The organism is Pseudomonas sp. DCB_BI (assembly GCF_026240995.1).
Taxonomy (GTDB): Bacteria; Pseudomonadota; Gammaproteobacteria; order Pseudomonadales; family Pseudomonadaceae; genus Aquipseudomonas.
Genome location: NZ_JAPFCG010000021.1, coordinates 106,416 through 127,557, shown reverse-complemented (window position 1 = coordinate 127,557; position 21,142 = coordinate 106,416). Strand labels below are relative to the sequence as shown.

The window sequence follows — 21,142 nt, the reverse complement described above, 5'->3', positions numbered from 1 at the left end:
GCTGGGGCCGCTTTGCGGCCCTTTCGCGACACAAGGCCGCTCCCACAGACGTTACTCAGGCCTCGTGGCAAACATGCCCATCGACCAAGGTATAACGCACCGCACCCGGCAGGCAGTGGCCGATGAATGGTTGGTGCAGGCTCAAGGTTGTACGCGGTCAATGTGGGAGCGGCCTTGCGTCGCGAAAGGGCCGCGCAGCGGCCCCAGGATCTCGGCATCATGGATAGATTGCTGGGGCCGCTTTGCGGCCCTTTCGCGACACAAGGCCGCTCCCACAGACGTTACTCAGGCCTCGTGGCAAACATGCCCATCGACCAAGGTATAACGCACCGCACCCGGCAGGCAGTGGCCGATGAACGGGCAGTTCTCGCCACGCGACAACCACTGCTCGCCAGCCACGGTCGAGGCTTGCGGGTCGAACAGCACCAGGTCAGCTGCGCCACCCACCTTCAGCTCGCCCGCCGGCAGGCGCAGGGCGGCCGCCGGGCCGCTGCTCAGGCGGGCCAGCAAGGTTGGCAGGTCGAGCAGGCCGTCCTGCACCAGGGTCATGGCCAGTGGCAGCAACAGCTCGACGCTGCTGATACCCGGCTCGGTGGCACCGAACGGTGCCAGCTTGGCGTCGCGCTCGTGCGGCTGGTGGTGGCTGGAGATCGCCTGGATCACCCCCGACTTCACCGCCTCGCGCAGGCCGTCACGGTCGGCAGCAGTGCGCAGCGGCGGCTGCACGTGGTACAGGCTCGAGAACTCGCGCAGCGATTCGTCGGTGAGAATCAGCTGGTACAGCGCCACGTCAGCGGTCACCGGCAGGCCAAGTGCCTGGGCCTGGGCGATCAGTCGCGCGCCACGGGCGCTGGTGATCTGGCTGAAGTGCGCACGCACGCCAGACTGTTCCACCAGCAGCAGGTTACGCGCCAGGGCCACAGTCTCGGCGCTTTCCGGGATGCCCGGCAGGCCGAGGAAACTGGCCATGGCGCCCTCATGGGCCAGGCCGCCTTGGGCGAGGTCGCGGTCCTGGGAGTGGAACACCACTGTCAGGTCGAAGGTAGCCGCGTACTCCAGGGCGCGGGCCAGGGTACGGTTGTTGGGGATTTCCTTCAGGCCATTGCCGAAGGCCACGCAACCCGTGTCACGCAGGGCCACCAGCTCGGCCAGTTGCTCACCTTCCAGGCCTTTGGTCAGGGCGCCGATCGGGTAGACCTTGCTGTTGGCCGCCTCGCGGGCGCGGTCGAGGATCAGTTCGGCCACTGCCGAGGTGTCCAGCACCGGCTTGGTCTGCGGTGGGCAGCACAGGCTGGTAACGCCGCCAGCCACGGCGGCGCGGGTTTCGCTGGCGATGTTGCCTTTGCGGCTGTAGCCCGGCTCGCGGAGGGACACGCCAAGGTCTACCAGGCCAGGCGCGGCAACCAGGCCATCAGCCTGGATCGTGCGGCTGGCGCTGAACCCGGCCGGGGCGGTGCCGATCGCGGCAATGCGGCCACCGTCCAGGTGCAGATCGGTGACCTGGTCCAGACCGCTTTTGGGGTCGATGACCCGGGCGCCGAGAATACTGATGGTCACTGGGCGTTCTCCTGGTCGAATTGACGTTGCGCGTTCTGCCCGCTCATGGCCATGGACAGCACGGCCATGCGCACTGCGATGCCGTAGGTGACCTGATTGAGGATCACCGAGTGCTTGCCGTCGGCCACCGCCGACTCGATTTCCACGCCACGGTTGATCGGGCCCGGGTGCATGACGATGGCATCGGGCTTGGCCCCGGCCAGGCGCGCCGTGGTCAGGCCGAACAGGCGGTAGAACTCGCCTTCGCTGGGCAGCAGGCCACCGGCCATGCGCTCACGCTGCAGGCGCAGCATGATCACCACGTCGACGTCTTTCAGGCCTTCGGCGAGGTCGGTGTAGACCTTCACGCCATATTGCTCGATGCCGATCGGGATCAGGGTTTTCGGCCCGATCACGCGGATGTCCGGGCAACCCAGCGCTTTCAGCGCGAGCATGTCGGAACGGGCCACGCGGGAGTGCAGGATATCGCCGACGATGGCCACCGACAGGTTCTCGAAGCTGCCCTTGTGGCGGCGGATGGTGAGCATATCGAGCATGCCCTGGGTCGGGTGTGCATGGCGGCCGTCACCGCCGTTGATCACGGCAACCTCCGGGCATACATGCTCGGCGATGAAGTGCGCAGCGCCCGAGTCGGAGTGGCGCACGACGAACATGTCGGCGGCCATGGCCTCCAGGTTGCGCAGGGTGTCGAACAGGGTTTCGCCCTTGCTGGTCGAGGAGGTCGACACGTTCAGGCTGATCACGTCGGCTGACAGGCGCTGGGCCGCCAGTTCGAAAGTGGTTCGGGTGCGGGTCGAGTTTTCGAAGAATACGTTGCATACGGTCTTGCCGCGCAGCAGCGGGACTTTCTTCACGGCCCGGGCACCGACTTCCAGGAAGGAGTCGGCGGTGTCGAGGATCTCGGTGAGCAGTTCGCGGGGCAAACCGTCGAGCGAGAGGAAGTGGCGCAGCTGGCCCTGATCATTGAGCTGCAGCGGGCGCTTGGCGTCGATTGGCGTCATCGCGGGGGACTCTTAAAGGGCGGAAGCGGAGGCGAGGTCCTGGCGCTCGAGGGCGAGCGGTGCGGGTCCGGTCAATTTTACCCGTTCATGGGCGGCGAGCGACAGGGTGGCACCGAGCACATTCGGACGGATCGGCAATTCGCCGGCATCCAGGTCCAGCAGGCAGACCAGGGTGACGCTGGCCGGGCGGCCATAATCGAACAGTTCATTGAGCGCTGCGCGAATGGTGCGACCGCTCATCAGCACGTCATCCACCAGCACCAGGTGCTGGCCCTCGACCTCGAACGGCAGTTCGGACGGGCGCACTTGGGGGTGCAGGCCGTTCTGGCTGAAGTCGTCGCGGTAGAAAGACACGTCCAGGGTGCCCATGGGGCTGGTGTCGCCCATGGCTTCCTGCAGGGCCTGGGCAACCCAGACGCCGCCGGTGCGGATACCGATGTAGCGGGGCTCGCTGATGTTGCGGCGGGCCAGGTGGGCGCGAAGGTCGACAGCCATCTGCCGGATCAGCTCGGCGGGGTTGGGTAGGCTCATTGCGGGCTCCTCGGAAGGGTGCGCCGGGCGGGCCCGGCGGCAAAGATGATCAGGTGTTGGCCTCCAGCCAGCCTTGCAGCAGCAGGGCCGCAGCAATGGCATCGACCGGGTTGTCGCGGTAGCTGCCGCGCTGGCCGCCGCGGGCCAGGCGCTCGCCTTTGGCCTCGAAGGTAGTCAGGCGCTCGTCGTGGGTGTGCACAGGCAGGTTGAAGCGGCCGTTCAGGCGGCGGGCGAACTTTTCGGCGCGGGCGCTCATTTCGCTGGGCGTGCCGTCCATGTTCAGCGGCAGGCCGACGACAATGGCATCGGGTTTCCACTCATTGATGAGTTTTTCGACCTGAGCCCAGTCTGGTACGCCGTTCTGTGCCTTCAGCGTGCACAGCTCACGCGCCTGGCCGGTGATTACCTGGCCGACGGCCACGCCGATCTGTTTGCTGCCATAGTCGAAGCCCAGCAGGAGGCGTAGCTCGGCCATCAGGCGTGGCCCGCCTGGCTGGTCAGCAGGTGCAAGTTGATGCCCAGGCTGGCAGCCGCAGCTTCCAGGCGCAGGTCGCTGGCCATGCCGAAGACGATTTCCGGGTCGAACGGGCAGTTAAGCCAGGCGTTATCGGCCAGCTCCGCTTCCAGTTGACCGGCTTCCCAGCCGGCGTAGCCGAGGGTGATCAGGCATTGCTTCGGGCCTACGCCGGCGGCGATGGCCAGCAAGATGTCCTGCGAAGTGGTCAGTGACAGCCCTTCCAGGGCCACGGTGGCCTGGAAGCTGCATTCGCTGCTGTGCAGCACGAAGCCGCGGTCAGTTTGGACCGGGCCTCCCTGGTAGATAGGCACCTGCAAAGTGCTGGCCGGCGGCATTTCGTCCGGGCGCAGTTGCTCGAGGATGTCGGCCAGGCTCAGTTCCTGTGGCCGGTTGACCACCAGGCCCATGGCGCCATGCTCATTGTGCTCGACGATGTACGTGAGGGTCTGGGCAAAGTTCGGGTCGGCCATGTGCGGCATGGCGATCAGGAACTGGTGCTTGAGGTAGCTCGGGGCGAGGGTTTTCATGGGGGATAGTGTGGCGCCAGGCGGCGAGGCTGACAAGGTGCGGATTTGTGTCGTCTGGTTGGTGCTTGTCGTGAGGTTTTTGGCGCCTTCGAGATCGAGCGCCGCCCGCGCGGCGCTCGATATCCGCGCCGCCCCATACCGAAAGCCCTACCCCCAAAGCAACAATCAGTTACTGGACAAACGGTCCCCACGGGCAAAGCGCCAGGTGCGGATGATCTCCAGCCGGTCAAACTCGGCCATGTCCCCGGTAAACGGTGCAAAGGGGGCCGCCAACCGCACGATACGCTGCGCCGCCTGGTCCAGCACTGGCTGCCCCGATGATTCCAGCACCAGCACCTCGTACAGTGAACCATCCCGGTTGATCGACACCATCATGCGCAAGTTGCCGTAAATCTGTTGGCGACGGGCTTCGTCGGGGTAGTTCAGGTTACCGACCCGCTCGACCTTCTTGCGCCACTCTTCCTTGTACCAGGCACCCTTGTCGCGCATGGTCGAGGCGGCATTCAGGCGGTGGATGCGCGGGCGCTTGGCATACATCTGCTGCTCATTGGACAGCTCCGCCTCCAGGCTGGCGATCTGGCTGGACAACTGTGAGCTGTCGAAGTCCGGCGCGGGTGCGGCCGGCTTGGGCTGCGGTTTGCTTTCCTTAGGCTTGGGTTCGACCTTTTGCGCCTTCGGTGCTGTGGTCACTACCGCCGACTTCTGTGGGGTTGGCGGTGGCACCACCTCGGGCCTCGCGGCGGGCGGTGGGGTGATCTTGTTGATCTTGCTGTCCTGGAACGGCGCCAGCTCGGTGGTCTTGGGCACCGCCTTCTTGTCCAGTGTCCCGCTGCCTTGCTGGTTGTCCTGGGCCTGGAAGTCGGCTTTCTCCGGCGGCTTCTCGCTCTTGAAGGTGGCCAGGGTGATATCCATGGTGTGGCGGATTTCGGCCGGTTTGACCACGCTGAAACCGACGCCAAGGATCAGCGCCAGGTGCACCAGGGCAGCCAGGAACAAGGTGAAGCCGAGCCTGTCCATCGGGCGGACGCGGGGTGGCAGCAGGTCGGAGGGGATGTCAGCGGGCAGCGTCATCAGGTATCCAGCAACCGCTGGGCGGGGCAGCGGGTCAGGTAAATAGGACCCGCATCATACCCCACTCTGTGATTGTGCCGCGCGTTGCCGGTCAGCGCGCCTTCAGCTGTCGATCAATGGCGTCCATCAGCTTGCCACCGATATCGGTGTTGTAGGCGTTGTCGATTTCGCGGATGCAAGTAGGGCTGGTGACGTTGATTTCGGTGAGGTAGTCGCCGATCACGTCCAGGCCAACGAACAGCAGGCCCTTCTCGCGCAGGGTCGGGCCGACCTGGGCGGCGATCCAGCGGTCACGCTCGCTCAGCGGGCGCGCTTCGCCACGGCCGCCGGCGGCCAGGTTGCCTCGGGTTTCGCCGCTGGCCGGGATGCGCGCCAGGCAGTAGTCGACCGGCTCGCCGTCGATCATCAGGATGCGCTTGTCGCCGTCCTTGATCGCCGGCAGATAGGCTTGGGCCATGATCTGTTGGGCGCCCAATGCAGTCAGGGTTTCGAGGATCACCGACAGGTTGGGATCGCCCACCCGGTGGCGGAAAATCGAAGTGCCACCCATGCCGTCCAATGGCTTGAGAATCACATCGCCATGCGCGGCTGCGAACTCGCGGATGATGTCCGGGCGACGGCTGACCAGCGTTGGCGGCGTGCACTGCGGGAACAGCGTGGCAAACAGTTTTTCGTTGCAGTCACGCAGGCTTTGTGGGCGGTTCACCACCAGCACGCCGTCGTTCTCGGCTTGTTCCAGCAGGTAGGTGCTGTAGACGAACTCCATGTCGAACGGCGGGTCCTTGCGCATCAGGATCACATCCAGCTCGGCCAGGGTGCTGTCCTGCTCCTCGCCCAGCTCGAACCAGCGGCTGGGGTCGGCGAACACTTTCAGCGGGCGCATGCGCGCACGGGCCTTGCCTTCACCCTGGTACAAGTCGCGCTGTTCCATGTAGAACAGGCTCCAGCCGCGTGCCTGGGCGGCCAGCAGCATGGCCAGCGAGCTGTCCTTCTTGTAGGAGATGGACGCGATGGGGTCCATGACAATGCCGAGGCGAACGCTCATGGGGTGGTTCCTCTTGGCGGCAGGTGGCCGCGATGGATCGAAAGAAAAGTGGCTCAGGGTGGCGCTGTGAACGCCGCTGGTCAAGGGGCGGCGCAGATGGAACGCTCACCCGGAGTGTGCTAAAAATGCCAGTCATAGCGCTGTGCAGCAGGCCCAGAGGGGCGCGCGATCTGTTCGGGAGCGGCCTTGTGTCGCGATAGGGCGCGCAGCGGCCCCACGATTTCGGCATAAACAGCGACGGTAGCCCAAGTGATGGAACAACCCCTGAAGGTGATGGTGATCGACGATTCGCGCACGATCCGCCGCACCGCGCAGATGTTGCTCGGTGAAGCGGGCTGCGAAGTGATCACGGCCAGCGATGGTTTCGATGCCCTGGCCAAGATCGTCGACCACCAGCCGGGCATCATCTTCGTCGATGTGCTGATGCCGCGCCTGGACGGCTACCAGACCTGCGCGGTGATCAAGCACAACAGCGCCTTCAAGGACACTCCGGTGATCCTGCTGTCGTCGCGTGATGGCTTGTTCGACAAGGCCCGCGGCCGGGTGGTCGGGTCCGATCAGTTCCTGACCAAACCGTTCAGCAAGGAAGAACTGCTCGACGCGATCCGTGCCCATGTGCCCGGGTTTGCCGCACCTCAACAACACGCACCCTGACCGCGCCCCGCCATGGCACGGTCCTACTTCCTGATGGGGAACCAGCATGGCCCGAGTTCTGATTGTCGACGACTCGCCGACAGAGATGTACCGCTTGACCGAGTGGCTGGAAAAGCACGGCCACCAGGTGCTCAAGGCCAGCAACGGTGCCGATGGCGTGGCCCTGGCCCGGCAGGACAAGCCTGATGCCGTACTGATGGATATCGTCATGCCTGGCATGAACGGTTTCCAGGCTACCCGCCAGCTCAGCAAGGACCCGGAAACCAGCGCCATCCCGGTGATCGTGGTTACCACCAAGGACCAGGAAACCGACCGGATCTGGGCCACGCGCCAGGGCGCCCGTGACTTCCTCACCAAACCGGTAGAAGAACACGCGCTGATCGCCAAGCTCAAAGAAGTGCTGGGGGCTTGACCACCCGCCCGCAGGGCGCGTCGTTGACCGCCTTCGAGTTATTGCTGGACATCGACCGGCGCTGCCGCTTGCTGGTGGCTGACCAGCCGCCGCAGGACAACCGCCTGCAGCAGTGGAGCGGCATCGGCTTTCGTATTGCCGGGCAGTGGTTCGTCGCACCTATGGGCGAAGTGGCTGAGGTGCTGCGCGAGCCACGCAGCAGCCGCGTTCCCGGTGTACAGCCCTGGGTATGCGGGGTGGCCAACCTGCGGGGCCGGCTGTTGCCGGTGATGGACCTGAGCAGCTTCTTCGGCCTGGGCCACGTTGCCCCGGGCAAGCAGCGTCGGGTATTGGTGCTGGACCACGACGACCTGTTCGTCGGCTTGCTGGTGGACGAGGTGCTCGGCCTGCAGCACTTTGCCCTGGACAGCCTGCAGCTGTCGCCGCCACAGCCACTGATCTCCGCCGCTGCGCGCTTTGTGCAGGGGCACTTCCCGCGTGAACGCAACTGGGCGATCTTCAGCCCCTTCGCCCTGGCCCAGGCGCCGGGCTTTCTCGATGTGGCGTTATAGGACATGCGAACGTGAACAAGCCTGCCGCCCCCGTCACAGCTACCACCGTGACCCCACGTACCCGCAGCATCGCGCAGATCACCGTGCTGTTCCTTATCCTGATCCTGTCGATCATCCTGCTGTTCGCCAACTTCGCCTATCTGAACACCCAGTCCAACTACGACAAGCAGTACATCGGCCATGCTGGCGAACTGCGCGTGCTGTCGCAGCGTATTGCCAAGAACGCCACCGAGGCGGCAACCGGCAAGGCCCTGGCGTTCAAGCTGCTGTCGGATGCACGCAACGACTTCGAGCGGCGCTGGGGCTACCTGCGCCAGGGTGACCCGTCCACCGGCTTGCCTGCCGCACCGCCGAACGTGCGCGACGAGATGGAAGCGGTGCGCCGCGACTGGGAAAACCTGCGCAAGAACACCGACACCATCCTGGCCAGTGAGCAGACTGTGCTGTCGCTGCACCAGGTGGCCGCGACCCTGGCCGAGACCGTGCCGCAGTTGCAGGTGGAATATGAAAAAGTGGTCGAGATACTGCTGCAGAGCGGTGCACCCGCCAACCAGGTGGCGGTGGCCCAGCGCCAGCTGTTGCTGGCCGAGCGCATCCTCGGGTCGGTCAATACCGTACTGGCCGGTGATGACGCGGCCGCGCAGGCAGCCGACGCCTTTGGCCGCGATGCCGGGCGCTTTGGTCAGGTGCTGGAGGGCATGCTCAACGGCGATCCGGCGATCCAGATATCCCGTGTGGAGGATGCCGACGCCCGTGCGCGGTTGGCCGAAATCGCCGAATTGTTCCAGTTCGTTGCCGGTTCGGTGGACGAAATCCTCGAAACCTCGCCAGAGCTGTTCCGTGTGCGGGAGGCCGCAGGCAACATCTTCAGCCTGTCGCAGACCCTGCTCGACGAGGCCTCGCACCTGGCCAATGGTTTCGAGAACCTGGCCGGTGGGCGCACTCTCGACACCGTCGGCGGCTACGCACTGGGCCTGCTGGCGCTGGCCTCGATCATTCTCATCGGCCTGGTCATGGTACGCACCACCAACCGCCAGTTGCGCGAGACCGCGGAAAAGAACGAACGCAACCAGCAGGCGATCATGCGCCTGCTCGACGAAATCGAAGAACTGGCCGATGGTGACCTGACCGTGACCGTCTCGGTAACCGAAGACTTCACCGGCGCCATTGCCGACTCGATCAATTATTCCGTGGACCAGTTGCGCGACCTGGTCGCCACCATCAACCACAGCGCCGTGCAGGTTGCCGCCGCCGTGCAGGACACGCAGAACACCGCACGGCAGTTGGCCAAGGCCTCGGAGCACCAGGCCGAACAGATCAGCGAGGCGTCCGAGGCGGTCGGCGACATGGTCGAGTCGATCGACCGGGTTTCTGCGCACGCCTACGAGTCAGCCAAAGTGGCCGAGCGCTCGGTGGCCATCGCCAACAAGGGCAACGAGGTGGTGCACAACACCATCAACGGCATGGACAACATTCGCGAGCAGATTCAGGACACCGCCAAGCGGATCAAGCGCCTGGGCGAGTCGTCCCAGGAAATCGGCGATATCGTCAGCCTGATCGACGACATTGCCGACCAGACCAACATCCTCGCCCTCAATGCAGCCATCCAGGCCTCCCTGGCCGGTGAAGCCGGGCGCGGCTTTGCCGTGGTTGCCGACGAGGTGCAGCGCCTGGCCGAACGCTCGTCGTCGGCCACCCGCCAGATCGAGGCGCTGGTGCGCACGATCCAGGCCGATACCAACGAGGCGGTGATCTCCATGGAACAGACAACCGCCGAGGTGGTGCGCGGCGCGCGTTTGGCCCAGGATGCGGGGGTGGCGCTGGCCGAGATCGAAGGCGTATCGCAGAACCTCGCTGACCTTATCCACAGCATTTCCGACGCCGCCCAGTTGCAGACATCGTCGGCCGGGCAGATTTCCCACACCATGGCGGTGATCCAGCAGATTACCGCGCAGACCTCCGCTGGCTCCGGTGCCACCGCAGACAGCATCCGCCACTTGGCGCGCATGGCCAGCGAGATGCGCCGTTCGGTGTCCGGCTTCACCCTGCCACCACTGCAGAGCCCAACCGAAGAGCCGCGCTGAGGAGTGCCCATGGCTGTAGCAGCACTAAGCCCAGAGCGCCACGACACGGTGGCGCTGGCCTGGACCAAGGCCGCCATCCTCGACTGCCTCGGCCAGGCGCGCCAGGCACTGGAGCGCTTTGCCGGGGAGCCGGGCGACCTGTCGATGCTGGCCTTCGTGGTCGACAACCTGCACCAGGTGCACGGTTGCCTGCGCATGCTCGAACTGCGTGGCGCCACGCGCCTGGCCGAGGAGCTGGAACTGTTTGCCCGGGCGTTGGCCGAAGGCCAGGTCAGCCCAAGGGGTGATTGCCTGGGAGCATTGTTCCGCGGCCTGGAGCAACTGCCTTCATACCTTGAGCGGTTGCGCGGTGCGCGCCACGACTTGCCGTTGGTTATGCTGCCGTTGCTCAACCAGCTGCGTGCCTGCCGTGGCGTCGAGCCATTGGCCCAGGCCAGCCTGATCAGTGGTGCCGCGCAGCGCTTTGCCGGCTCCGATGACCTGGCCAACCTCGACCTGTCCCTGGGTAACTGGCGTGACCAACTGCAGGCCGGTCCGGGTCGCGATGCCCTGCGCTCGGTGGTGAGCGCACTGTGCGACGACCTGATGCGCATCAAGGAGCGTCTTGACCTGTTCGGGCGCGGTGACCGCCAGCACAGCGAGCAGCTCGACGCCTTGCTGGCGCCGCTGCGGCACGTGGCCGACACCCTGGCCGTGCTGGGTTTCCAGCAACCGCGGCGGGTCATCATCGACCAGGTACTGGTGCTGCAGGCACTGTCCCAGGGCGAGCGGGCAGTGGACGATGCGGTGCTGATGGACGTGGCAGGCGCCTTGCTCTATGTCGAGGCCACGCTCAACGGCATGGTCGGCCCGCTGGAAGAAAACGGCCAGGGCGGCCTGCCGGGCTCGGACCTCGCGGAAATTCGCCAGTTGGTGCTGAACGAGTCGCTGAACGTGCTGCAGCAGGCCAAGGACCTGATCGGCGATTGCCTCGAGTCCGGCTGGCCGCGGCAACGTCTGCAACCCTTGCCGGGTTTGTTGCAGCAGGTGCGTGGCGCGCTGGCGATGTTGATGCTGCCAGCCGTGGCCGAAGTGTTCGCCGGCTGTGCCGGCTATGTGCAGCGCTGGTTGCAACACCTGGAGGTGGAGCCACCTGCCGATGAACTGGCGCACTTGGCCGAGGCCTTGAGCGCCGCCGAATGGTACCTGCAATGGCGGGTGGCTGACCCGCTGGCCGATGGCCAACCCTTTATCGATATGGCGCGAGCCAGTCTGGCGAAGCTAGGGGTGCACTGTGCGCTGGTCGAAGCCAGTACAGGCCTGGATGGTATCGATGACGAACTGCGCGAAGTGTTTCTCGACGAGGCAGGCGAGCTGCTGCCGGACATCGAGCGCCACTGGTTGCGCTGGCGCGCCGACAACCAGCAGCGTGAGGCGCTGGGCGAAGTACGCCGGGCGCTGCACACGCTCAAAGGCAGTGGCCGTATGGTGCATGCCGAAGCGGTGGCCGAGCTGGCCTGGGGCGCGGAGCACCTGTTGAACCGGGTGCTGGAAGGGCGCAGCGTGCTCAGCCCGGAAGGTGTGGTGGCCTTGCAGCAGGCATTCGTTCACCTGCCTGACCTGCTGGCCGACTTCGCTGCCGGTCAGCTGCCCCAACTCAGCGAGATCGAGCAACTGGCCGGGCACCTGCATGCGCTGGCTGAAAACGACGTGCCGGCCGTTGCTGATATCGACGGCCTCGACCCTCAGCTGCTGGACATATTCCGCAGCGAGGCGCAGGGCCACCTGGCCAGCCTCGATGCTTTCCTGCAAGGGGCCGACAGCCAGGAAACGCCGGTCAGCGATGGCCTGCAACGCGCGCTGCACACGCTCAAGGGCAGCGCGGCAATGGCCGGGGTCATGCCGGTCGCTGAACTGGCTACCGCCTTCGACCGCCTGGCCCGAGAGTACAAGGGCCACCAGTTGCCGTTGGAAATGGCCGAGCTTGAATGGCTGGAGGCTGCGCGTTCGCTGTTCCACCTGGGCTTGGCGCAACTCGACAGCACGCCGCTGGCAGCCATTCCCGGCGCCGCCGAGCTGATCGAACAGGTCGGCCAGGCCGTGGACGGGCGCCTGGCGGCCCTGCATCAGGCTCCGCAGCATGCCCGGCTCGGCAAGCGTGACCCGCAGCAGCTCGCCAGCTTCCTGGCGCAAGCCATGGATATCCTGCTCAACGCCGAATCGTCGCTGGCGCACTGGCAGCAACAACCCGGCCAGCGTGGTGCGCTGGACACCCTGCTTGATGAAATGACTACCCTGGGCCATGCCGCGCACCTGGCTGACCTGTGGCAGATGGATGATGTGTGCGAAGCCCTGCTTGATCTGTACGGTGCGGTGGAGGAGGGCAGCCTACCGGCCGATGGGCGTTTCTTCGCCCAGGCTCAGCGTGCCCAGGAAGCCTTGCTGGACATGCTCGATGAAGTAGCGGCCGGGCAAGATATTCCGCCGCGCGTGGAACTGGTCGACAGCCTGCGCAGCTTGCTGGACCAGGCCCTGGCGCCGGATGCCACCGGCCTGGTGGGCATCGATACGGTAACGCCGTTGCACCCGGACATGGACTTTGCCGATACCCTGGGCTTGGGAATGCCACGCCCGCCCTTGCTCACGGAGCTGGACGAGCCGCCGGCGCATGCGCCGGAAAGCCCCGGCGAAGAGCTGCTGGAAGTGTTTCTTGAAGAAAGCTCGGACATTGTCGAGAGCGCCGCAGCTGCCTTGGCGCGCTGGCAAGGTGACCCGCGCAACAGCGTCGAGGTGGACAACCTCATGCGCGACCTGCACACCCTCAAAGGCGTGGCGCGCATGGTCGAAATCGCCCCGATCGGTGATCTGGCCCACGAACTGGAGTTTCTCTACGAACTGTTGGCCGTCGGCCGCCTGCCACCGAGCCCGCCGCTGTTCGCCCTGCTGCAGAACTGCCACGACCGCCTGGCGCACATGCTCGATGCCGTGCGCCTGGGCCAGCCGTTGCATGCTGCCACGGCACTGATCGACTACATTCGCAATTTCAGCAGTGCGGCGCTCACCGACAGTGCGGCTGGCCAGGGGCCGTTGGAGGCTGCCAGTGCCGATGTGCCGGCAGCTGCCCCGGAACGGGCCCCGGGCGACATGGTCAAGGTCGATGCCGAGCTGCTCGACGAGCTGGGTAACCTGGCCGGCGAGCACTCGATCATCCGTGGGCGCATCGAGCAGCAGGTCAACGACGCGCAGTTCACCCTCAACGAGATGGAAACCACGCTTGAGCGCATGCGCGACCAGTTGCTGCGCCTGGACATCGAGACCCAGGGGCGGATCTCCAGTCGCCAGCAATTCGAAGGTGATGCCTATGACGACTTCGACCCGCTGGAAATGGACCGCCACTCGCAGTTGCAGCAGCTGTCGCGGGCGTTGTTCGAATCCGCCTCGGACATGCTCGACCTGAAAGAAACCCTGGCCCAGCGCGCCCATGAGGCCTATAGCCTGCTGCAGCAGCAGGCACGGGTAAACAGCCAGTTGCAGGAAGGCCTGACCGCCACACTGATGGTACCGTTCGAACGCCTGGTGCCACGTTTGCAGCGGGTGGTGCGGCAGGTGGCCAGCGAGTTGGGCAAGCAGGTAGAGCTGGTGGTCGGCAACGCCGAGGGCGAGCTGGACCGCAGCGTGCTCGAACGCATGGTGGCGCCTTTGGAACACATGCTGCGCAATGCCGTCGATCATGGCCTGGAAAGCCGCGAAATGCGCCTGGCTGCAGGCAAGCCGGAGCAGGGCACGATCCACCTGAACCTGCTGCACGAAGGTGCCGATATTGTCATCGAAATGACTGACGACGGTGCCGGTGTGCCGCTGGAAGCAGTGCGTCGCAAAGCCATCAAGCGCGGCCTGCTGGACCCGCAGGCGCACTTGAGCGATCACGAGATTCTGCAGTTCATCCTGCGCCCTGGCTTTTCCACTGCCGAGAAGATCACCCAGATTTCCGGGCGCGGTCTGGGTATGGACGTGGTGCACGAGGAGGTCAAGCAACTGGGTGGCTCGATGAGCATCGAATCGGCCCAGGGCAAGGGTGCTCGCTTCTTGATCCGCCTGCCATTCACCGTGTCGATCAACCGTGCGCTGATGGTGCACCTGGGCGAAGAACAGTATGCCATTCCGCTGAATACCATCGAGGGTATCGTCCGCGTGCCGCCGGCAGAACTGGCGGCCTGCTACCAGCTGGGCTCGCCGCGTTATGTCTACGCCGGCCACGAATACGAGCTGCGCTACCTGGGTGAGTTGCTACAGGGGTTGCCGCGCCCCGCCTTGCTGGGTGTGAGCGTACCATTGCCGGTGCTGCTGGTGCACTCCAAGGAGCAATCGTTCGCTATCCAGGCCGATGGCCTGTCTCCCAGCCGCGAGATCGTGGTCAAGAGCCTGGGCCCACAGTTTGCCGCAGTTGCCGGGCTATCGGGGGCGACGCTGCTGGGCGATGGCCGGGTGGTGCTGATTCTCGACCTGCTGGGCCAGCTGCGTGGCCAGCAGCGCCGTCTGGCGCGCCTGCCCGGTGGCGGTGCCCAGCACCCGCTGCTCGGCCCGGCCCCGCGCCGCGCCTTGTTGGTGATGGTGGTGGACGATTCGGTAACCGTGCGCAAGGTCACCAGCCGCCTGCTGGAACGTCACGGCATGAGTGTGCTCACGGCCAAGGACGGTGTCGATGCAATGGCACTTTTAGAAGAGCACCGGCCCGATGTGTTGCTGCTGGACATCGAGATGCCGCGCATGGATGGCTTTGAGGTGGCTACGCGGATTCGCCGTGATGAACGGCTCAAAGACCTGCCGATCATCATGATTACCTCGCGCACCGGGCAGAAGCACCGCGACCGCGCCATGGCCATCGGCGTCAACGAATACCTGGGCAAGCCGTATCAGGAATCGCTGCTGCTGCAGAGCATTGCTCACTGGAGCCAGACCCATGCTTGAACTGATCGCCGGCCAGCGCAGCAGCCTGACCGGGTTGTTGTTGCCGTTGGGTGACCGCACCCTGGTGCTGCCCAACGTGGCGGTCGCCGAGTTGAGCGGTCAGCGCAACCTGATGTGCCAGCTAAATGAACCGGCTTGGCACCTGGGCTGGATAGACTGGCGCCAGCAGCGCTTGCCGCTGATCGGCTTCGAGGCTGCGTGCGGTGGCGAGACGCCTTGCGGTGAACGGGCGCGCGTGGTGGTGCTCAATGCTTTGGGCGATACCGGTTTGCGGTACCTGGCGCTGTTGCTGCAAGACATTCCGCGCTCGTGCAAGCTCGACAGTCAGCTGAACTACGTGGATGTGGCGCTGGGCAGGTTGGAGCTGGCAGCGGTGCAGGTGGGCGAGCAGGTAGCGCGGGTGCCAGACCTGGTCGCGTTGGAAAGGCTGGTGCGTGACGCCGATCTGCAACCTGATCTTGGGTAGGGTGTCAGATACAGGGCCCTTTCGCGGGCACGCCCGCTCCCACAGGGAAATCATGCTCTTCAAGACAAGTGGATAACCTGTGGCGGGCATGCCCGCGAAGAGGCCATAAGCATCACATCAGGAACCCAGCCCACCTCAGGAGGTCTGTGTTTGCATGTATTACGGTGAACGCTTCAACGCCTGGACTCACCTGGTAGGGGCTGTCCTGGCCTGTATCGGGGCCATCTGGCTGATCGTGGTTGCGGGCCTGCAAGGTGACCCGTGGAAGATCGTCAGTTTTTCCATCTACGGCAGCACCTTGCTGTTGCTGTACAGCATATCCACCCTTTACCACAGCACGCGTGGGCGAGCGAAGGTGATCATGCGAAAGCTCGACCACCTGTCGATCTACCTGCTGATTGCCGGCAGCTACACGCCGTTCTGCCTGGTCAGCCTGCGTGGTCCCTGGGGCTGGAGCCTGTTCGGCGTTGTCTGGGGGCTGGCGGTGCTCGGCATGCTGCAAGAGATCAAGCCACGTTCCGAGGCACGTATCCTTTCAATCATCATCTACGCGGTGATGGGCTGGATCGTACTGGTAGCCGTCAAGCCGCTGCTGCACTCGCTGGGCACCGCCGGCTTCGTCTGGCTGGCCGCGGGCGGGGTGTTGTACACCGTGGGCATCATCTTTTTCGCCCTGGACAGCCGCCTGCGCCACGCGCATGGCATCTGGCACCTGTTCGTGATCGCAGGCAGCCTGATGCACTTCGTGGCGGTGTCGTTCTACGTACGCTAGTTAAAAGTCGCCCCACAACTGCTGCGCCACCGACAAGGCCACCACTGGCGCCGTCTCTGTGCGCAGCACACGTGGGCCGAGGCGGGCTGCGTGGAAACCGGCGGCCTTGGCCTGCTCCACTTCGGCTTCGCTCAGGCCGCCTTCGGGCCCGATCAAAAAGGCCAGGGTCGCAGGCTTGGCATGGCGGGTAAGTGGTTCGGCCACCGGGTGCAGGACCAGCTTCAGGTCAGCCTGGCTGCTGCTTAGCCATTCGGCCAGGGTCACTGGCGGGTGGATGACTGGCAAGGTCGAGCGGCCACATTGCTCGCAGGCGCTGATTGCCACTTGCCGCCAGTGGGCCAGGCGCTTGTCGGCGCGTTCGTCCTTCAGGCGCACTTCGCAGCGCTCGCTGACGATGGGGGTGATTTCGTTGGCGCCCAGTTCGGTGGCCTTCTGAATTGCCCAGTCCATGCGCTCGCCACGCGACAGTCCTTGGCCGAGGTGGACGTGCAGCGGGGAGTCGGCCTGGCCGACGAAGGCCTGGTCGAGGCTGACGCGGACGGTTTTCTTGCCCACTTCAAGCAACTGGCCGAGGTATTCCTGGCCGCTGCCGTCGAACAGCTGTACGGCATCGCCGGGGGCCATGCGCAGTACGCGGCCAATGTAGTGGGCCTGGGCTTCGGGCAGGTCATGCTCGCCAAGGCTCAAGGGGGCGTCGATGAAGAAGCGGGACAGTCTCATGGTTCTGCTCGGACGAAAAGGGATCATGTGACCCTGTGGGAGCGCTCCCACAGGGTTTGGCGGCGGGGCTTTCGGGCCTAGCCCGGATCGCGGAAGTCGGGATGGAAGTTGGCCGGCACTGCAACACTGACGCTGTCGCGGGTGGCAATGTCGATGCCTTCGCTGGCGACCTCGGCCAGGAAGTCGATCTGCTCTGGCGTAATTACATACGGTGGCAGGAAGTACACCACGCTGCCCAGCGGCCGCAGCAGGGCGCCGCGGGTCAGCGCATGTTCGAACACCTTCAGGCCGCGCCGCTCCTGCCAGGGGTAGGCGACCTTGCCCGCTTTGTCCTGGACCATCTCGATGGCCAGGGCCATGCCGGTCTGGCGAATTTCGGCCACGTGGGCATGATCGGCCAGGTGGGCAGTGGCGCTGGCCATGCGCGTGGCCAAGGCCTTGTTGGCCTCGATCACGTTGTCTTGCGCGAAGATGTCCAGCGTCGCCAGCGCGGCAGCACAAGCCAGCGGGTTGCCGGTATAGCTGTGTGAGTGGAGGAACGCGCGCAGGGTCGGGTAGTCGTCGTAGAACGCCTGGTACACCTTGTCGGTGGTCAGGCAGGCGGCCAGCGGCAGATAACCGCCGGTCAATGCCTTGGACAGGCACAGGAAATCGGGGCGGATGCCGGCCTGTTCGCAGGCGAACATGGTACCGGTACGGCCGAAGCCCACGGCGATTTCGTCATGGATCAGGTGCACGTCGTAGCGGTCGCAGGCTTCACGCAGCAGCTTGAGGTACACCGGGTGGTACATGCGCATGCCGCCGGCGCCCTGGATCAGCGGCTCGATGATCACCGCGGAAATGCTCTGGTGGTGTTCGGCCAAGGTCTGTTCCATGGCTGCGAACATGTTGCGCGAATGCTCCTCCCAGCCCATGCCTTCGGGGCGCAGGTAACAGTCCGGGCTCGGCACTTTGATCGTATCGAGCAGCAGCGCCTTGTAGGTCTCGGTGAACAGCGGCACATCGCCGACCGACATCGCGGCGATGGTTTCGCCGTGGTAGCTGTTGGTGAGGGTGACGAAGCGCTTCTTGCCCGGTTTGCCGATGTTCTGCCAGTAGTGGAAGCTCATCTTCAGCGCGACTTCGATGCACGACGAGCCGTTGTCGGCATAGAACACCCGGTCGAGCCCGGCCGGGGTCATGGCCACCAGGCGCTCGGACAGCTCGATCACCGGCTGATGGCTGAAACCGGCCAGGATCACGTGCTCCAGTTGGTCGACCTGGTCCTTGATGCGCTGGTTGATGCGCGGGTTGGCGTGGCCGAATACGTTGACCCACCAGCTGCTCACAGCATCCAGGTAGCGCTTGCCTTCGAAGTCTTCCAGCCACACGCCCTCGCCGCGCCTGATAGGGATCAGCGGTAATTGCTCGTGGTCTTTCATCTGGGTGCAGGGGTGCCACAGGACCTTGAGGTCGCGTTGCATCCACTGATCATTCAGGCCCATGGGCACTTCTCCTGGCTTTACGGCGTGGTTCGACCGCGTAAGCCTAAGCAATGCTGCAGGGCACCACAACCGCTGCCGTTCAGTGGCGTCGGGTGCCGGTCCATTCGAGGCGGCGGATGTGGACGGTACCGGCCTGCGAGGTGGAGATGGTCAGACGCCGGAATGGCCCGTCGATTACCTGGTGGTAAGGTTGTGTGGCAATGGGCCCCGGGCGCAAATCGCGAAAACCGCTACCTTCAAGCGTGAGCCAGTAAAAGTTGCGGGGGACAGGGGCGCACAGGTCGTAATCAAGGTTCTCGGCATCGAACAGCATGTGCAGGTCGTCACACAGGAAGTCGCTGACCACGTAGTATTCCAGGCGCAGGCACTCGACCTCCTGGGCAAAGGATATTTCCACGTCGCTGTGCTCGCCGATTACCAGCTCGGTGCCGTCCTCGCCTTTGAACGCCTCGTGGAAGCCGGTCCACGAGGTGCTGTTGGAGCGGATGCTCAGGCCCGAGGGCGTGAACAGGGTCTGCCTGTGCCACAGAAACTGCCGTTCGACGTGCTGGAAATGCTCCTCGAAGATCATGCGCATGCCCTCCTGGTGGGGCTGATGGCCATCTTCGCCAGCTTCGCCTGCTGCGGTGTGACATGGCTACTGGCAAAAATGTCAGTTGCGAAAGGCACTTGATGTCACTGCGCTGGCAGGGTTGGCGGAGCTGACGTATTCTTAACGCATCTCCCCGGGGCATTTCTGCCTCTCCCCGTTTCCGTAACCTCTGACTCGGAGTTCGCCGACATGGCTGCTGCTTGGGTGCGTCTGTGCGCGTTGATATTGATTGGTGTTTCCAGCGGCACTGCGCTGGCGAAGGATAAAACGCCCACCGCGATCGTCGTGGGTGGTGGCCTGGCGGGCCTGACCGCGGCCTATGAACTGCAGAACAAAGGCTGGCAGGTGACCCTGCTGGAAGCCAAGGCCGGCATGGGCGGGCGCTCGGGCCTTGCCACCAGCGAGTGGATCGGCAACGCCAAGGCGCAGCCGGTGCTCAACCAGTACCTTGACCGTTTCAAGCTTGAAACACTGCCGGCGCCCGAGTTCGTACGCACCCCTGGTTACCTGATCGACGGCGAATATTTCAGCGCCACCGACCTGGCAACCAAGCAGCCGGCCACAGCCGAGGCACTCAAGCGCTACGAAAAAACCCTCGACGACCTGGCGCGTTCGATCGACGACCCGCTGAACCCGCAGGCCACCAGCACGCTGTTCGCCCTCGACCAGATCAACGTTTCCACCTGGCTGGACAAGCTGCAACTGCCGGCCACCGCCCGCCAATTGGTCAACCAGCAGATCCGTACCCGCTACGATGAACCGTCGCGCCTGTCGCTGCTGTACTTTGCCCAGCAGAACCGCGTCTACCGTGGCGTCAGTGACCGCGATCTGCGTGCCGCACGCCTGCCCGGCGGTAGCCCGGTACTGGCCCAGGCTTTCGTCAAGCAGTTGAAGACCATCAAGACCAGCTCGCCGGTCACCGCGATTGTGCAGGACAAGGACAGTGTCACGGTCAAAGTCGGCAGTGTCGGTTATCAGGCCGATTACCTGGTCATGGCCGTGCCGTTGCGCGCCCTGGCCAAGATCCAGATGACCCCAGGCCTGGACGCCAAGCACCTAGCGGCGCTCAAGGGCACCAACTATGGCTGGCGCGACCAGCTCATGCTGAAGTTCAAGAAGCCGGTATGGGAAAGCCGCGCGCGGATGTCGGGGGAAATCTTCAGTAACACCGGGCTTGGCATGCTGTGGATCGAACCGGCGCTCAAGGGCGGTGCCAACGTGGTTATCAACCTGTCCGGCGACAATGCCCGCCTGTTGCAGGCCTTTGGCGACAAGCAGATGGTTGACCAGGTGCTGATCCGCCTGCATGCGTTCTACCCGCAGGCACGTGGTGCGTTCACTGGCTATGAGGTCAAGCGCTACAGCGTCGATGCCAGTACTGGTGGTGCTTACCTGGCCTACGGCCCGGGGCAGATCAGCAAGTACTGGCGCCTGTGGGAGCGCCCGGTGCAGCGCATCACCTTTGCGGGTGAGCACACCGATGCCCTGTACCCAGGCACGCTGGAAGGCGCGCTGCGCAGTGGCCAGCGTGCCGCCAGCCAGGCGCAGGACCTGCTGGCTGGCAAGTCGTTCGACCCCGCCAAGGCGGCGCCGGTCGCGGCGGCTGCTGCGGCAGGCGCGGCGGCCAAGGAGAACAAGGGGGGCTTCTTCTCGAATATGTTCGGGGGTTCGTCCGACAAGTCGGGCAAGGCTGAGCAGGTGCCAGCCAAGACCGAGGCGAAGCCGGTCGATGAGGCCAAGCAGGACAAGCCAGGCTTCTTCAAGCGTCTGTTCGGTGGGGCGGACAAGCCCGAGGTAAAGGCCGAGCCGATTGCCAAGGCTGATGAAGTGGCACCAGCAGTTGCGCCTGCTCCAGCGCCTGCGCCGCAAGCTGCACCTGCGCCAGTCCTGAAGGAAGCGGCAGCCAAGCCAGCTGCGACCAAGGCTGCGCCGGCCAAGCATGCGCCGGCGCACAAGCCAGCGCAAAAACCTGCCGAGAGCAAGAAGGCTACTGCCAAGTCTGAGCCGGCGAAAAAAACCGTGGCCAATACCCAGGCCAAGGCCGGTTGAATCATTGCCAGCGCCGGCCATGGGCCGGCACTGGCAACCCTGAACCCTGCGTCTATCGTTAATGTTTCCTTAATGGGACGCTTACACAATAAATATCGGATTTCTCGATAATCCAAAGCAATTTTTTCCGCTTTTATTCGATACGTTACGCGATAGTCTGTG

18 protein-coding genes are annotated in these 21,142 nt (G+C 64.6%); 8 read left to right on the top strand and 10 right to left on the bottom strand.

Annotation, left to right across the window (positions count from 1 at the left end; genetic code table 11):
* Nucleotides 1-285 precede the first annotated feature (285 nt).
* From OO258_RS21755 to gshB, 7 genes are all read right to left on the bottom strand, one after another.
* Entirely contained in the window at nt 286-1,557 is a 1,272-nt protein-coding gene (locus OO258_RS21755) for a dihydroorotase (RefSeq protein WP_266032439.1), read from the bottom strand.
* A complete protein-coding gene (locus tag OO258_RS21750; protein WP_003257774.1) occupies nt 1,554-2,558 on the bottom strand; it encodes an aspartate carbamoyltransferase catalytic subunit in 1,005 nt (334 codons plus the stop codon). Before OO258_RS21750 ends, OO258_RS21755 begins: the two co-directional genes overlap by 4 nt.
* Before the next feature lie 12 nt (nt 2,559-2,570).
* Nucleotides 2,571-3,089 (bottom strand): bifunctional pyr operon transcriptional regulator/uracil phosphoribosyltransferase PyrR, encoded by a 519-nt coding sequence (gene pyrR, locus OO258_RS21745; RefSeq protein WP_266032435.1) that lies wholly within the window; start codon nt 3,087-3,089, stop codon nt 2,571-2,573.
* Between the two features lie 49 nt (nt 3,090-3,138).
* Nucleotides 3,139-3,564, bottom strand: a complete 426-nt coding sequence (ruvX, locus tag OO258_RS21740) for a Holliday junction resolvase RuvX (protein WP_110748630.1) — start codon at nt 3,562-3,564, stop codon at nt 3,139-3,141.
* Nucleotides 3,564-4,133 carry a YqgE/AlgH family protein gene (locus tag OO258_RS21735; protein WP_266032432.1) on the bottom strand — a complete coding sequence of 190 codons (570 nt, stop codon included), beginning with the start codon at nt 4,131-4,133 and terminating at the stop codon, nt 3,564-3,566. The genes ruvX and OO258_RS21735 overlap by 1 nt, the downstream gene beginning before the upstream one ends.
* Nucleotides 4,134-4,298: 165 nt before the next feature.
* Complete coding sequence (locus tag OO258_RS21730) at nt 4,299-5,204, bottom strand: energy transducer TonB (protein WP_266032429.1); 906 nt, start codon at nt 5,202-5,204, stop codon at nt 4,299-4,301.
* A 91-nt stretch (nt 5,205-5,295) separates the two neighbouring features.
* Nucleotides 5,296-6,249: a glutathione synthase gene (gene gshB, locus OO258_RS21725; protein WP_266032426.1), complete on the bottom strand. Its 954-nt coding sequence runs from the start codon at nt 6,247-6,249 to the stop codon at nt 5,296-5,298.
* A 252-nt stretch (nt 6,250-6,501) separates the two neighbouring features.
* Between gshB and OO258_RS21720 the strand changes: the two genes are divergently transcribed.
* The 7 genes from OO258_RS21720 (at nt 6,502) to trhA (ending at nt 16,135) form a co-directional block, all read left to right on the top strand.
* Nucleotides 6,502-6,903 carry a response regulator gene (locus tag OO258_RS21720; protein ID WP_110746511.1) on the top strand — a complete coding sequence of 134 codons (402 nt, stop codon included), beginning with the start codon at nt 6,502-6,504 and terminating at the stop codon, nt 6,901-6,903.
* A 46-nt stretch (nt 6,904-6,949) separates the two neighbouring features.
* Nucleotides 6,950-7,315 carry a twitching motility response regulator PilH gene (pilH, locus tag OO258_RS21715; RefSeq protein WP_110746513.1) on the top strand — a complete coding sequence of 122 codons (366 nt, stop codon included), beginning with the start codon at nt 6,950-6,952 and terminating at the stop codon, nt 7,313-7,315.
* On the top strand, nt 7,312-7,866 hold the full coding sequence (locus OO258_RS21710; protein WP_110746515.1) for a chemotaxis protein CheW: 555 nt from the start codon (nt 7,312-7,314) through the stop codon (nt 7,864-7,866). The genes pilH and OO258_RS21710 overlap by 4 nt, the downstream gene beginning before the upstream one ends.
* 47 nt (nt 7,867-7,913) lie before the next feature.
* Nucleotides 7,914-9,950 (top strand): methyl-accepting chemotaxis protein, encoded by a 2,037-nt coding sequence (locus OO258_RS21705; RefSeq protein ID WP_266032455.1) that lies wholly within the window; start codon nt 7,914-7,916, stop codon nt 9,948-9,950.
* Between the two features lie 9 nt (nt 9,951-9,959).
* Nucleotides 9,960-14,897 carry an Hpt domain-containing protein gene (locus OO258_RS21700; RefSeq protein WP_266032420.1) on the top strand — a complete coding sequence of 1,646 codons (4,938 nt, stop codon included), beginning with the start codon at nt 9,960-9,962 and terminating at the stop codon, nt 14,895-14,897.
* Nucleotides 14,890-15,363 carry a chemotaxis protein CheW gene (locus OO258_RS21695; protein ID WP_266032417.1) on the top strand — a complete coding sequence of 158 codons (474 nt, stop codon included), beginning with the start codon at nt 14,890-14,892 and terminating at the stop codon, nt 15,361-15,363. The genes OO258_RS21700 and OO258_RS21695 overlap by 8 nt, the downstream gene beginning before the upstream one ends.
* Nucleotides 15,364-15,517: 154 nt before the next feature.
* Nucleotides 15,518-16,135: a PAQR family membrane homeostasis protein TrhA gene (trhA, locus tag OO258_RS21690; RefSeq protein ID WP_110746525.1), complete on the top strand. Its 618-nt coding sequence runs from the start codon at nt 15,518-15,520 to the stop codon at nt 16,133-16,135.
* On the opposite strand, the gene OO258_RS21685 is transcribed toward trhA, so the two are convergent.
* From OO258_RS21685 to OO258_RS21675, 3 genes are all read right to left on the bottom strand, one after another.
* Complete coding sequence (locus OO258_RS21685; protein ID WP_266032413.1) at nt 16,136-16,855, bottom strand: 16S rRNA (uracil(1498)-N(3))-methyltransferase; 720 nt, start codon at nt 16,853-16,855, stop codon at nt 16,136-16,138. It abuts the gene before it with no gap.
* 77 nt (nt 16,856-16,932) lie between these two features.
* Nucleotides 16,933-18,339 carry an adenosylmethionine--8-amino-7-oxononanoate transaminase gene (locus OO258_RS21680; protein WP_266032410.1) on the bottom strand — a complete coding sequence of 469 codons (1,407 nt, stop codon included), beginning with the start codon at nt 18,337-18,339 and terminating at the stop codon, nt 16,933-16,935.
* A gap of 79 nt (nt 18,340-18,418) precedes the next feature.
* The gene (locus OO258_RS21675; RefSeq protein ID WP_110746532.1) at nt 18,419-18,910 is read right to left on the bottom strand and encodes a hypothetical protein; all 492 of its coding nucleotides are present in this window, start codon (nt 18,908-18,910) and stop codon (nt 18,419-18,421) included.
* A gap of 210 nt (nt 18,911-19,120) precedes the next feature.
* On the opposite strand from OO258_RS21675, the gene OO258_RS21670 reads away from it, so the two are divergent.
* Entirely contained in the window at nt 19,121-20,980 is a 1,860-nt protein-coding gene (locus OO258_RS21670; protein WP_266032407.1) for a flavin monoamine oxidase family protein, read from the top strand.
* Nucleotides 20,981-21,142: the final 162 nt, after the last annotated feature.

Bases quoted from the DNA above. Each gene is read 5' to 3' on its own strand.
- OO258_RS21750 (WP_003257774.1), bottom strand. From the start codon at position 2,558: ATGACGCCAATCGACGCCAAGCGCCCGCTGCAGCTCAATGATCAGGGC.
- pyrR (WP_266032435.1), bottom strand. From the start codon at position 3,089: ATGAGCCTACCCAACCCCGCCGAGCTGATCCGGCAGATGGCTGTCGAC.
- ruvX (WP_110748630.1), bottom strand. From the start codon at position 3,564: ATGGCCGAGCTACGCCTCCTGCTGGGCTTCGACTATGGCAGCAAACAG.
- OO258_RS21735 (WP_266032432.1), bottom strand. From the start codon at position 4,133: ATGAAAACCCTCGCCCCGAGCTACCTCAAGCACCAGTTCCTGATCGCC.
- OO258_RS21730 (WP_266032429.1), bottom strand. From the start codon at position 5,204: ATGACGCTGCCCGCTGACATCCCCTCCGACCTGCTGCCACCCCGCGTC.
- gshB (WP_266032426.1), bottom strand. From the start codon at position 6,249: ATGAGCGTTCGCCTCGGCATTGTCATGGACCCCATCGCGTCCATCTCC.
- OO258_RS21720 (WP_110746511.1), top strand. From the start codon at position 6,502: ATGGAACAACCCCTGAAGGTGATGGTGATCGACGATTCGCGCACGATC.
- pilH (WP_110746513.1), top strand. From the start codon at position 6,950: ATGGCCCGAGTTCTGATTGTCGACGACTCGCCGACAGAGATGTACCGC.
- OO258_RS21700 (WP_266032420.1), top strand. From the start codon at position 9,960: ATGGCTGTAGCAGCACTAAGCCCAGAGCGCCACGACACGGTGGCGCTG.
- OO258_RS21695 (WP_266032417.1), top strand. From the start codon at position 14,890: ATGCTTGAACTGATCGCCGGCCAGCGCAGCAGCCTGACCGGGTTGTTG.
- trhA (WP_110746525.1), top strand. From the start codon at position 15,518: ATGTATTACGGTGAACGCTTCAACGCCTGGACTCACCTGGTAGGGGCT.
- OO258_RS21685 (WP_266032413.1), bottom strand. From the start codon at position 16,855: ATGAGACTGTCCCGCTTCTTCATCGACGCCCCCTTGAGCCTTGGCGAG.
- OO258_RS21680 (WP_266032410.1), bottom strand. From the start codon at position 18,339: ATGGGCCTGAATGATCAGTGGATGCAACGCGACCTCAAGGTCCTGTGG.
- OO258_RS21675 (WP_110746532.1), bottom strand. From the start codon at position 18,910: ATGATCTTCGAGGAGCATTTCCAGCACGTCGAACGGCAGTTTCTGTGG.
- OO258_RS21670 (WP_266032407.1), top strand. From the start codon at position 19,121: ATGGCTGCTGCTTGGGTGCGTCTGTGCGCGTTGATATTGATTGGTGTT.